This window comes from Tabrizicola flagellatus (assembly GCF_046295235.1).
GTDB classification, from domain to species: Bacteria; Pseudomonadota; Alphaproteobacteria; order Rhodobacterales; family Rhodobacteraceae; genus Tabrizicola; species Tabrizicola flagellata_A.
Genome location: NZ_JBKBLV010000013.1, coordinates 15129 through 27478, shown reverse-complemented (window position 1 = coordinate 27478; position 12350 = coordinate 15129). Strand labels below are relative to the sequence as shown.

Sequence of the window (12350 nt, the reverse complement as noted above, 5' to 3'; positions counted from 1 at the left end):
CGATTAACGGGTCCTGACCCTAACGCAGGGCCAGAAGCCGGCTTGTCAGCTCTTCCTTCAGCGCGATGCGTTCCTCTTCCGACAGGAAGGCGCCCAGTTCGACCTCGCGGCCTTCGCCCTTCAGCGTCAGGTAGTTCGGCACCGGGCCGCCGGTCTTGTGCAGCGTCACCCGCAGCCAGTAGGGGTTGGCCTCCCAGTCCTGGCGGCGGCCCCTCGGTCCGTGGCGGGTCAGCGTGACCTGGCCGGGGGCGAGCACCAGGTCCTCGACGATGTCGCGGTCGCGGCCGTTCTTGCGCAGCGCGAACCAGATCGCCCAGATCGCCGCCAAGAGGAAGGGCAGGAGCGCCCAGAGCACCGGGCTGCCGATGGTGCCGATCAGCGGGACGGCGATCAGGGCGGCGGTCGCGCCGATGAACCAGACGAAGCCGCGCTGGGTCAGGGAGCGGTACGGCCAGAGGTGCAGGCGCTGTTCCGGGCCATCGGCGGGGAGCCATTCGTAGGGCATGGGCGGATCAAGGGGCGTCAGGGAGTGATGCGTTTCAGGAAGTCGGTGAATGCGGCGCGGTAGGCAGCCGGATCCCCGGCATATGAGCCGAGGTGGCCGGCCTCTGTCCAGAGGCTGACGGTCGGAGCCGACCGCGCGGCGGCGAGCGCCTGGCTCGGTCCGACCGGCACGATGCGGTCGCCCGTCCCATGGGCGATGAACATCGGGCCGGCAAACGCCTGGAAGGTCGCGCCGACCTCGGCCTGGGCGAGGGGCAGGGGGGACTGAAAAGGCAGGATCTGCCTGGCCGTCCAGGCGATGACGCTGCGCAGGGGCTTGTCCCCCTGTGCCGCGAGATGGTCGACAACCGCCGCGAAACTGAGCGCCGGGCTGTCCAGCGCCACGGCGCGCACCCGTCCGGCCAGCGGGCTTTGCCCGAGGAACTGCCCCAGGATCGCGCCCCCCATGGAGTCGGCGACGACCAACAGGCCGGGCGTGCTCTCGTCGGGGGCCATCTGCGCCACTGCGGCCTGAAGGTCGGGCCATTCGCTGAGCCCGAACCCGTAGCTTCCGTCGGGCGAGGTCGGTGCGCCGATGTCATTGCGGTAGGTCATCAGAAGCACCGACCAGCCCGCCTCGTGCAGAAGGGAGAGGATGCGATAGCCGTCCTCGCGCGCGCCGGCGATGCCGTGGACATAGATTGCGCGGCCGGTCTCGGGACCGGCGGCGGGGACAAGCCAGGCCTCGGCGGTGCCGAGGGGCGTCTCGATGTCCACGGTGCTGAAGGGCAGTGACAGCGCCTGCATCGGGTCGCCACGGTATCCCAGCGCCTGCGGGTCGCCGGGAGGCTCCGCCGTGGCCAGGACGGCCGCGACGGGGCCGACCTTCAGGAGGCCCGCGGCGGCATGGGCGAGGAAGTAGCCGGTGATGCCCACATAGCCGAGGAGTGCCACAAGCCCGAGCACCACCAGAAAGACGACGATTCGCATCGGAAGGCCCCTTCAGGAAAGGAAAGGGCCCCGGGTGCGCCTGCAGCCCGGGGCCCCCTGATCAGGTCATGCGCCTAGTGCGCGTGGCTCTTGTCCCAGTCGGACTGCTTGGGCAGCTGCTCGAAGGTGTGCTCGGGCGGCGGCGAGGGCAGGGTCCATTCCAGGGTGTCGGCGTATTCGTTCCAGTAGTTCTTCTCGGTCACGCGCTGGCCGAAGCGCAGCGTGTAGAAGACGACACCGATGAAGAACACGAAGGAGGCGAAGGAGATGAAGGCACCGACCGAGGAGAACCAGTTCCAGTAGGCGAAGGCTTCCGGATAGTCGATGTAGCGGCGCGGCATGCCCTGGCGGCCCAGGAAGTGCTGCGGGAAGAAGGTCAGGTTCGAGCCGATGAACATCATCCAGAAGTGCAGCTTGCCCGCCCATTCCGGATACTGCCGGCCCGACATCTTGCCGATCCAGAAGTAGATGCCGGCGAAGATCCCGAACACTGCACCCAGCGACATCACATAGTGGAAGTGCGCGACGACATAGTAGGTGTCATGGTAGGCACGGTCCACCGGGGCCTGGCTCAGGACGATCCCGGTCACGCCGCCGACGGTGAACAGGAACAGGAAGCCGAAGGCCCAGAGCATCGGGGTCTTGAACTCCACCGACCCGCCCCAGATCGTCGCGATCCACGAAAAGATCTTGATGCCGGTAGGCACCGCGATGACCATGGTCGCCAGCATGAAGTAGGACTGCTGGGTCAGCGACATGCCGGCGGTGTACATGTGGTGCGCCCAGACGACGAAGCCGAGGACGCCGATAGCCACCATCGCGTAGACCATCGGAAGGTAGCCGAAGATCGGCTTGCGCGAGAAGGTCGAGATGACCTGGGAGATGATCCCGAAGGCGGGGATGATGATGATGTAGACTTCCGGGTGGCCGAAGAACCACAGGATGTGCTGGTAGAGCACCGGGTCACCGCCGCCCGAGGGCGTGAAGAAGGTGGTGCCGAAGTTGCGGTCCGTGAGCAGCATGGTGATGGCCCCGGCCAGCACGGGCAGGGACAGGAGGATCAGCCACGAGGTCACGAAGATCGACCAGCCGAAGAGCGGCACCTTGTGCAGGGTCATACCCGGCGCGCGCATGTTCAGGAAGGTGGTGATCATGTTGATCGCGCCCAGGATCGACGAGGCACCCGACAGGTGGACGGCGAAGATCGCCAGGTCCATCGCATAGCCGCCTTCGGCCGTCGTCGTCAGCGGCGGGTAGAGCACCCAGCCCACGCCCGAGCCGGGCCCGAGGTCGCCGCCACCGCCCGGCGAGAGCATCGAGGCCACGCCCAGCGAGGTCCCGGCGACGTAAAGCCAGTAGGACAGGTTGTTCATCCGCGGGAAGGCCATGTCCGGCGCGCCGATCTGCAACGGCATGAAATAGTTGCCGAAGCCGCCGAACAGCGCGGGAATCACGACGAAGAACATCATCAGGACGCCGTGATAGGTGATCATCACGTTCCACAGATGCCCGTTCGGGGTGCAGGTGGCCGCGGAATCGGCGACGAAGCGCGCGCCTTCCTGGCACATGTACTGCACGCCGGGCTCCATCAGCTCCATCCGCATGTAGACGGTGAAGATGACCGAGATCAGGCCGACCACGCCCGACGTGAACAGATAAAGGATCCCGATGTCCTTGTGGTTGGTCGACATGAACCAGCGGGTGAAGAACCCGGGTCTGTGGTGTTCGTGGCCATGGATGGCTGCGTCTGCCATTGGCGTCCTCCGCTTGCGTCGTTCCGTTTTCCCGTTAGCGACCCGCACGCAGGTTGCCCGGTTCCCTTATGCTTCAGTCTTTAGCGGTGCGCGGGACAGGTCGCAATGCACGACTTTGCCGCAGGCGGCAGAAATTGCGAGGAAAATGCAAAGGGCGCGGCCCGTGACCGGTGCCGCGCCCGAATGGGCTGCCGAAGGGCTGCGGAATTACTGGGCGACCGAGGCGAGGTAGGCCGCCACGTCCTCGCCGCCCGCGGCCAGCTTGAACGACATCTTGGATTTCGCCGCAGGATCGCCAAGCGCTGTCTTCAGGTACTCGACGGGATTCGCGGTGTAGGCCGCGAGGCTTGCCTCGTCCCAAACGGCCCCGGTCGCGCCGAGCGCGGCGAGCGACTCGCCATACTTGAAGTCCGGGTCCGAGGCGATGCCCCGGCCGATGACGCCATAGAGATTCGGCCCCGTGCGGCCGCCCTTCTGGATCTCGGTCCCGTCCGGCGCGACGATCGAATGGCAGGCCTTGCACTTCTTGAATTCCGCCTCGCCTGCGGCAGGGTCGCCAGCGAAGGCAGGTGCCGCAAGCGAAGCGACGCTCAAGCCAAGCAGGATGAATTTCTTCATGGTGTCCTCATGTGTCCCGGAGCGCCCTTGCCTGGCGCCTCCACGGCCGGAACATGGGGCCTGCTGCGCGTGATATGCAATAGCATCTTGGTGCTATGCGACATCCTGTGCGGCGCAACGGCCCTGAAAACGGCGCGGAAAGGTGGCCATCAGAGCCGCGTCGAGATCGGCCATCGTCACGGGAAGGCCCAGGTCCACAAGGCTGGTCACGCCATGGTCGCGGATGCCGCAGGGGACGATGCCGTCGAAATGCGACAGGTCGGGCTCGACGTTGATCGAGATGCCGTGGAAGCTGACCCAGCGGCGCAGCTTGATGCCGATGGCGGCGATCTTGTCCTCGCGCGGGCTGCCGTCGGGATTCGGCGCCTTGTCGGGCCGGGTGACCCAGACCCCGACGCGGCCGGGCCGGATCTCGCCCTTCACGTTGAACTCCGCCAGGGTATCGATGACCCAGCGTTCCAGCTCGCGCACGAAGCAGCGCACGTCCTGCCCGCGCGCCTTCACGTCAAGCATGGTGTAGATCACGCGCTGGCCCGGGCCGTGATAGGTGTATTGCCCGCCGCGACCGACGGGAAAGACCGGGAAGCGGTCCGGTGCGATCAGGTCGGCCGGCCTGGCCGAGGTGCCTGCGGTGTAGAGCGGCGGATGCTCCAGCAGCCAGATCGCCTCGCCCGCGGTCCCGGCATTCATCGCGGCGACATGAGCCTCCATCGCCGCGAGAGTCTCGGGGTAGGGGGCCAGGCCGGGGATGTGGGTCCAGTCGACCATCTGAGGTCTCCGTTCGCTCGATTGTGGAAGAAATCCCGACTTCTCATATGCCGAACCCGTGGTAGGCTGGTAGCCGCAATGTATTTCATTTGAGGTGATGTGATGAAGGCCAGGACTTTCGCAACCGCCGCACTTGTGACCTCGGTTGCCCTTTCCCCGATCTCGCCCGTTTCGACGCCCGCCCGTGCCGACGGCAAGGATTTCATTGCCGGCGCCATCATCGGCGGCCTGATCGGCGGAGCGGTCGCCAACGAGAACAACAAGAAGAAGCGGGTGGCGACCACCACGCGGACCAAGACCAAGTCCACTAAATCCTCGATAAGTTCCGCCCAGCGCGAGGAAAACCGCGAGGTGCAGACCGCGCTGAACTATTTCGGCTACAACGTCGGCACGCCGGATGGCGCGATCGGACCGAAGTCGCGCGCGGCGATCAGCAGTTACCAGGCCTTTCTCGGATACGCGCCGACCGGCCAGCTGACCGAGCATGAGCGCACCATCCTTGTCACCTCCTATCACCGCGCAGTCGCGGGCGGGCCGATGATCGCCTCGACCGTGGCGGGCAGCCCCTATGGCCTGAAGGCGGTTCTGGTCGCCCAGCGCGACGAGCTGGCCGGCATCGCGCCAACGGGCGGCATGGCCGCGAACGGGGTGCCCGCGCCGGGGTCGGTGGCCGCGGCCGCGGCGGCGGCCCTGCCGACACTTGCCCCTGTCGAGCCGGTGGCCCTGGCCCCGGTCGTGGAACCGGAGGTCGAGGAAGCCGCCGCCGAGCCGGGTCTGCCCTCGTTCATGAGCGAGGCCGGGGCCAAGGGCTCGCTGGCGTCGGAGTGCAACCGGATCGGCCTGACGACCACGGCCAATGGCGGGATGGTCACCGCCGAGACGATGCAGGACGCCAGCTTTGCGCTTGGCGAGCAGTTCTGCCTGGCGCGCAGTTTCGCCATTTCGAAAAGCGACGAGCTGACCGCGCAGATCGCCGGGTACACGCCCGACCAGATCGCCGGGCAATGCGCCGCCTTCGGGCCGGCGCTCAAGGACCACGTCGCGGCGCTGTCGCTGAAACCGGCGGCGGCCGTCCTGGAGGGGGTGGAGGGCTTTGTCCTGGAATCGGGCATGTCTCCGGCGCAGTTGTCGGGGACGGCGAAAGTCTGCCTCGGGGTCGGCTATGCGCGGGATGACCTGGGCGTCGCCATCGGTTCGGCCCTTCTGCTGGCTGCGATGGGCGAGCGGGGCTATGCCGAGTTTCTGGGCCACCACCTGAGCCAGGGCTTCGGCGCCACCGAGCGTCCCGACCTGGCGATGGACTGGTACCGGATGTCGCTCGACGCGATGGAGCAGGGCCAGATGGTCGTGGCCCCAGGCATGGCCGGGCGCGACGCGGTGATCCGCAAGGCCTCGTACACGATCAACGGCCGGGCCCACGAGCTGGAGCCCGAGCCGGTGATCCAGGAGGCCGCCCTGCCGGTCTTCGATCTGGTGCCCGAGGCGGCCGCGCCCGGGGACGCTGCGGCCCCGACGGATGTCGCGGGTGTCGCGCCGGCCGCTCCGGTGGAGGAGACCGCCGCCGCCGCTCCGGTCGCCCTGCCGACAACGCCGGACGCCTCTATCATGAACACCGGCGCGCAGGCGGCGATCATGGCGGCGCGGCTGCCGTTCATGCTGTTTTCCAGCAACTGATCCGTAGCGGGGGCGCGGGATGAAAATGCCCCTTTTCATCCCGCGCGCCAGTCGCTAGATAGCGGGCGTCCGGACCGGGCCCACATGCGGATGTGGCGGAATTGGTAGACGCGCAGCGTTGAGGTCGCTGTTCCTTAACCGGAGTGAAAGTTCGAGTCTTTTCATCCGCACCAGGGTCCGCAGGACGAAGCCAGGGGCGTGGGGGAAACCTCGCGCCCTTTGCCTTTCAGGCCTCTTGCTGCGGCAGGATTGTCTCCTTTTCTTGCGCAGATTGCAGGCAGATCGACTGCGTGGATGTCGAATGCTGTGCCAACTTCCCGCAGCGGCGCAAAGCGGCTCAAACAGGTCGCCAAAGTGCCGTTTGGCGTCGAAAAAGTGCGTTGCATTGGGGGGCGCGTTTCGGTTTAGTCGAATCAAGTCAGAAGGCGTAAAGCCTCGGAACCATCAGGGAGACACGGGTGACGGTTGAGCCCCGCAACGACGCTTTCGTCGCTTTCGAGCGCGTCCAGAAAAGCTATGATGGCGTATCGCTGGTCGTGAAGGATCTGAACCTTTCCATCGGAAAGGGCGAGTTCCTGACGATGCTCGGCCCGTCCGGCTCGGGCAAGACGACCTGCCTGATGATGCTTGCCGGCTTCGAGACCGCGACGCATGGCGAGATCCGGCTGGACGGACGCCCGATCAACCAGGTCCCGCCGCACAAGCGCGGGATCGGCATGGTGTTCCAGAACTACGCGCTGTTCCCGCACATGACGGTGGGCGAGAACCTGGCCTTTCCGCTGGAAGTGCGCGGCATGGGCAAGGACGAGCGCGAGGTGAAGATCAAGCGCGCACTGGACATGGTGCAGATGGGCGCGTTTGCCAATCGCCGCCCCGCGCAGCTGTCGGGCGGCCAGCAGCAGCGGATCGCGCTGGCGCGGGCGCTCGTCTTCGACCCCAAGCTCGTGCTGATGGACGAACCCCTGGGCGCGCTGGACAAGCAGCTGCGCGAACACATGCAGTTCGAGATCAAGCACCTGCACGAGAACCTCGGGATCACGGTGGTCTACGTCACCCATGACCAGGGCGAGGCGCTGACCATGTCGGACCGCGTGGCCGTGTTCAACGACGGCCGGATCCAGCAGCTTGCCCCGCCCGCCGACCTGTACGAGCGCCCGGAAAACAGCTTCGTGGCCCAGTTCATCGGTGAGAACAACAAGCTTCTCGGCACCATAGAGGAGCTTTCCGGCGACAAGGCGCTGGTCCGTCTCGCGACCGGAGAGCTGATCGACGCGACGGCCGTGAACGTCAAGCAGAAGGGTGACAAGACGCTTGTCTCGATCCGGCCCGAGCGGGTTGAGTTCAAGCCCGAGATGATGCCTGCGGGCGCCCATACCATCGATGCCGAGGTGGTCGAGATCATTTACATGGGCGACATCCTGCGCGCGGTCCTGAAGGTCGCGGGGTCGGACGACTTCGTGATGAAGATGCGCAACACGCTGGGGCAGACCAGGCTGACCCCCGGCCAGAAGATCAAGGTGGGCTGGCATCCCCAGGATGCCCGCGCGCTGGACCCTTGATGAAGGGCCGGTGATCCCGGCCCGTGACCAGTGAACCAGAACAGGGAGCAAGACATGAAGAAGACCCTCATCCTTTCCACCGCGCTGGCAGGCTTCGGCTTTGCCGCGCATGCCGACATCACCGTGATGTCCTGGGGCGGCGCCTATGGCGAGGCCCAGACCGAAGCCTTCGTGAAGCCCTTCATTGCCGCGACCGGCAAGCCGACGGTCATGGTCGACAGCGACAACCCGGCCCCCGCGATCAAGGCGATGGTCGAGGCCGGGAACGTGACCGTCGATGTCGCCTCGCTGGAATATGCCGACGCGATCCGCCTGTGCGACGAAGGCATCCTGGAGCCGATCGACGCCGCCAAACTGCCGGCAGGCACCGATGGCACCCCGGCGATGGAAGACTTCCTGCCCGGCGCCGTGACGGAATGTGGCGTCTCGACCGACATCTGGTCGAACGTCTTTGCCTATGACACCACCAAGTTCCCCGAAGGCCCCAAGACCGTGGCCGACTTCTTCGATCTCGAGAAGTTTCCCGGCAAGCGTGGCCTGCGCAAGGGCGCCAAGGCGGTGCTGGAACTGGCGCTGATGGGCGACGGGGTTCCGGCCTCGGAAGTCTACAACGTGCTGAGCACCCCCGAGGGCGTTGATCGCGCCTTTGCCAAGCTCGACACGATCAAGAGCCAGGTCGTCTGGTGGGAAGCCGGTTCCCAGGCGCCGCAGCTGCTGGCCGACGGCGAGGTCGCAATGACCACCGCCTACAACGGGCGGATCTTCGCGGCGGCGATGAACGAGGGCAAGCCCTTCCAGATCGTCTGGGACGGCCAGATCTACGAGAACGAGATGTTCGTCGTGCCGAAGGGTGCCCCGAACCTGGCCGATGCGATGGAGTTCGTCGCCTTCGCCACCTCGACCGAAGGCCTGCGCGCCTCGGCCCAGCAGATCTCCTACGGTCCGGCGCGCAAGTCGTCGATGGCCGAGCCGATCATCTTCAAGGACGGAAAGACCGAGATGGCGCCGCATCTGCCGACCGCGCCCGAGAACATGACCAACGCGCTGGAGACCTCTTCCGAGTTCTGGGTCGATCATGACGCGGAACTGAACGAGCGCTTCCAGGCCTGGCTGAGCCAGTAACCGATGGTCCCGGGCGCGGTGCGATCTCGCCGCGCCCGGACGTCCGCAAGAAGAGGCAGGCATGGCCGAACAGACCGCCCAACCCCTGACCACCGCCGACGGGCGACCACTGCGCGAGGCCCTTGCGGCGGCGCAGGCGAGGGCACGCCGGCGGGCCTTGCTTTTGGTTCTGCCGCTGCTGGCATTCGTCCTGCTGACTTTCCTGATCCCGATCGGCTACATGCTGAAACGGTCCTTCGAACATGACGGCTTTGCCGCCTCGGCACCGGCTCTGGTCGAGTGGTTCGCTGCCAATCCCGATTTCGATCCCGCCGACCCGCCGGAAGCGGCCTATGCCGCTTTGGTGCAGGACCTGGCGCGGATGCAGGTGGAAAAGACCACCGGCACCGCCGGGACGCGGATAAACTATTCGGTCCCCGGCACGATCAGCCTGTTCAAGAAGGGCGCGCGCGAGGCTGCGACCCTTTCCCCGCCCTACAAGGAGTCGCTGGTCGCGCTCGACCCCGACTGGGCGAAGCCGGCCCTCTGGCGCGGCATGGAATCGGCAAGCCACGTCTACACGCCCGAGTTTTACCGCGTTGCCTCGGACATGAAGCTGACCGATGACGGCTGGCAGCGCGCGCCCGAGCGCGACCGGATCTACCTGTACCTGTTCTTCAAGACCTTCCTGATCTCGGCGATCATCACTGTCCTCTGCCTGTTGCTGGCCTTTCCGGTCGCCCATCTTCTCGCGACCCTGCCGATGGCGAAGTCCTCGCTCTTGATGATCCTGGTCCTGTTGCCGTTCTGGACCTCGCTGCTGGTGCGCACGACATCATGGATCGTGCTGTTGCAGGAGCAGGGGGTGGTCAACAGCCTCCTGGTCGGCATGGGGCTGATCGACACCAACGGCCGATTGCAGATGATGTACAACATGACCGGCACCATCGTCGCGATGACGCATGTGCTCTTGCCGTTCATGATCCTGCCCCTGTATTCGGTGATGCGGGTGATCCCGCCGAGCTATGCCCGTGCGGCGCGGTCGCTGGGGGCGACCAGCTGGACCACATTCCGCCGGATCTACCTGCCGCAGACGCTGCCGGGGATCGCCGCCGGGTCGCTCCTGGTCTTCATCCTGGCAGTCGGCTACTACATCACCCCGGCGCTGGTCGGCGGCGCGGACGGTCAGCTGATCTCGAACCTGATCAGCTTCCACATGACGAAGTCGAACTGGTCGCTGGCCGCCGCCATCGCCGCGATGCTCCTGGCGGCGATCCTGTTGCTCTACTGGCTCTACGACCGGCTGATCGGCATCGACCGCCTGAAGTTCGGCTGAGGACACCGCCATGGCCCTTCCCACTTACGCCACGCCGCTGGAACGGATCTGGTACTACGCCTTCCGCGTGATCTGCACGCTGATCTTCCTGTTCCTGATCGCGCCGATCCTGGTGGTGATCCCGCTCTCGTTCAACGTCGAGCCCTATTTCACCTTCACCGAGAAGATGCTGACGCTGGATCCCGAAGGCTACAGCCTGCGCTGGTACGACGCACTGCTGACCTTCGGCCATCCCAATGCCGAGGCACCGCGCGACGCGGAGTGGTGGTCCACGGTGTGGGAGCGGGCGACCTGGGTGCAGGCGGCGAAGAATTCCTTCTGGGTCGGGATCTGGGCCACGATCCTCGCGACGACGCTGGGCACGATCGCGGCCCTCGGCCTGTCGCGGCCCGAGATGCCCTACCGACGGCTGATCATGGCGCTGCTCATCAGCCCGATGATCGTGCCGATCATCATCATCGCGGTGGGGATGAGCTTCTTCTTCGCCAAGGCCTGCGTGGCGCCGGACAGCGCCATGGGCATGCTGTTCGGCTGGGCCCTGTCCGAGAAGGGGTGTCTCGCGAACTCGCACCTTGGGGTGATCATGGCCCATGCGGTGCTGGGGATCCCTTTCGTCATCATCACGGTGACGGCGACGCTGTCGGGCTTTGACCAGTCGCTGATCCGGGCGGCACAGTCGCTGGGGGCGAATCCGCGCACGACCTTCTTCAAGGTCATCATGCCGCTGATCCTGCCGGGCGTGATCTCGGGGGCGCTGTTCGCCTTCGTCACCTCGTTCGACGAGGTGGTGGCGGTGCTGTTCATCGCGGGGCCCGACCAGCAGACGATTCCGCGGCAGATGTTCAACGGGATCCGCGAGGCGATCTCGCCGGCGATCCTGGCGGTGGCGACGATCCTGGTGGTGATCTCGGTGGCACTTCTGACCACGGTCGAGCTGTTGCGGCGGCGGTCGGACCGGGTGCGCGGGGTGACGGGGCGCTGAGGGGGGGCTCGTCGTGCGCCTGCGGCTTCTCCTCGCGGGTGGTCAGCGAGGAGTGACGCAGTCATCGACGAGCGGTCAGGGCAGGAGGTGCAGCCAGCCCCAGGCGGTCAGGATCGAGGCGGCGGTTGCCACCAGCACGCTTGAAGCGTTGACCCGTTTGCCCACCCCATACATGTGGGCGAACATGTAGGCGTTGACCCCGGGGGCCATGGCGGCGGTCACCACGGCTGAGCGGAGCGCGTCGGTCCCGAGGTGGAAGACCTGCGTGCCAAGCGCCCAGGTCACTGCCGGGTGCAGGATCAGCGAGGCGAGCGTCACCATGAGGACCGGGCCGATGTCGCCCTCGATCCGGTAGCGCACGAGGACGCCGCCGAGGCCGAAGAGTGCCACCGGGATGGCCGAGCGCGCGATCATGTCGATGCCGGACCAGAATACCTCGGGCAGGGGGTTGCCGGCCAGGTTGACCGCAAAGCCGAGCAGGATGCCGATCACCAGCGACTGCGACAGGATTGCACGGCCGATCTGGCGCAGAAGGGCCGCGCCCGAGAGCCCGTGGCCGCGCGTCCGCGCCCATTCCATCAGCGCGATGCCGAAGCCGTAGAGCATGGGGGCGTGCAGCGAGATGATGGCGTAGTTGCCCTCCAGTGCCGCCGTGCCGTAGGCGCGTTCGGTGATGGCAAGGCCGAGGAGCAGGGAATTGGAGAACAGGCCGGCGAAGCCGATGGACACGGCATCGGGCATGGCACGGTGGAAGATCAGCATGGCGCCGGCGAAGCAGGCGAAGAAGCCGGCGAAGGCGCCGGCGTAGAAGCTGACCATCAGGCCGGGGTCGTAGGCGGCCGATAGGTCGAGATGGGCGATCGAGCGGAAGAGGAGGCAGGGCACGGCGAAGTTCTGCGCAAAGCGCATCAGCCCGTCGATGGCAGTTTCCGCGAGCAAGCCGGCGTGGACCGCGGCATAGCCGAAGCCGATCACCAGGAAGACGGGGAGGATGACATCGAGGAGTGCGCTCATGGCCGCTGTCGGACCGGGGGTTTCACACCCCCGGACCCCCGTGGAGTATTTGGGTAAAGGGCAAGCCCCAA

At 66.2% G+C, this 12350-nt stretch carries 11 protein-coding genes and 1 tRNA gene; 6 read left to right on the top strand and 6 right to left on the bottom strand.

What is annotated here, in order from left to right; translation table 11 throughout:
* Positions 1 to 19: 19 nt before the first annotated feature.
* The 5 genes from ACK4IU_RS07500 to lipB form a co-directional block, all read right to left on the bottom strand.
* On the bottom strand, positions 20 to 505 hold the full coding sequence (locus ACK4IU_RS07500; RefSeq protein WP_409733257.1) for a DUF2244 domain-containing protein: 486 nt from the start codon (positions 503 to 505) through the stop codon (positions 20 to 22).
* A gap of 17 nt (positions 506 to 522) precedes the next feature.
* Complete coding sequence (locus ACK4IU_RS07495) at positions 523 to 1473, bottom strand: alpha/beta hydrolase (RefSeq protein ID WP_409733254.1); 951 nt, start codon at positions 1471 to 1473, stop codon at positions 523 to 525.
* Between the two features lie 74 nt (positions 1474 to 1547).
* Positions 1548 to 3227: a cytochrome c oxidase subunit I gene (ctaD, locus tag ACK4IU_RS07490; RefSeq protein WP_409733251.1), complete on the bottom strand. Its 1680-nt coding sequence runs from the start codon at positions 3225 to 3227 to the stop codon at positions 1548 to 1550.
* 207 nt (positions 3228 to 3434) lie between these two features.
* Positions 3435 to 3845: a c-type cytochrome gene (locus ACK4IU_RS07485; protein WP_409733249.1), complete on the bottom strand. Its 411-nt coding sequence runs from the start codon at positions 3843 to 3845 to the stop codon at positions 3435 to 3437.
* Between the two features lie 93 nt (positions 3846 to 3938).
* The gene (lipB, locus tag ACK4IU_RS07480; RefSeq protein WP_409733418.1) at positions 3939 to 4697 is read right to left on the bottom strand and encodes a lipoyl(octanoyl) transferase LipB; all 759 of its coding nucleotides are present in this window, start codon (positions 4695 to 4697) and stop codon (positions 3939 to 3941) included.
* Positions 4698 to 4715: 18 nt separating this feature from the next.
* Here lipB and ACK4IU_RS07475 point away from each other — a divergent pair, with 18 nt between their 5' ends.
* The 6 genes from ACK4IU_RS07475 to ACK4IU_RS07450 all read left to right on the top strand — a co-directional run bounded on the left by ACK4IU_RS07475 (position 4716) and on the right by ACK4IU_RS07450 (position 11265).
* The gene (locus ACK4IU_RS07475) at positions 4716 to 6287 is read left to right on the top strand and encodes a peptidoglycan-binding domain-containing protein (protein ID WP_409733246.1); all 1572 of its coding nucleotides are present in this window, start codon (positions 4716 to 4718) and stop codon (positions 6285 to 6287) included.
* An 86-nt stretch (positions 6288 to 6373) separates the two neighbouring features.
* Positions 6374 to 6460 (top strand) — tRNA-Leu (locus ACK4IU_RS07470).
* A gap of 285 nt (positions 6461 to 6745) precedes the next feature.
* Positions 6746 to 7846 carry an ABC transporter ATP-binding protein gene (locus ACK4IU_RS07465; RefSeq protein ID WP_409733244.1) on the top strand — a complete coding sequence of 367 codons (1101 nt, stop codon included), beginning with the start codon at positions 6746 to 6748 and terminating at the stop codon, positions 7844 to 7846.
* 54 nt (positions 7847 to 7900) lie between these two features.
* Positions 7901 to 8968: an ABC transporter substrate-binding protein gene (locus ACK4IU_RS07460; protein WP_409733241.1), complete on the top strand. Its 1068-nt coding sequence runs from the start codon at positions 7901 to 7903 to the stop codon at positions 8966 to 8968.
* Positions 8969 to 9029: 61 nt separating this feature from the next.
* Positions 9030 to 10283, top strand: coding sequence for an ABC transporter permease (locus tag ACK4IU_RS07455; RefSeq protein WP_409733238.1), 1254 nt, complete (start codon positions 9030 to 9032; stop codon positions 10281 to 10283).
* 10 nt (positions 10284 to 10293) lie between these two features.
* Positions 10294 to 11265, top strand: a complete 972-nt coding sequence (locus ACK4IU_RS07450; RefSeq protein WP_409733236.1) for an ABC transporter permease — start codon at positions 10294 to 10296, stop codon at positions 11263 to 11265.
* Positions 11266 to 11340: 75 nt separating this feature from the next.
* Here the strand turns inward: ACK4IU_RS07450 and ACK4IU_RS07445 are convergent, their stop codons facing one another.
* Positions 11341 to 12279, bottom strand: coding sequence for an AEC family transporter (locus ACK4IU_RS07445; RefSeq protein WP_409733234.1), 939 nt, complete (start codon positions 12277 to 12279; stop codon positions 11341 to 11343).
* Positions 12280 to 12350 lie beyond the last annotated feature (71 nt).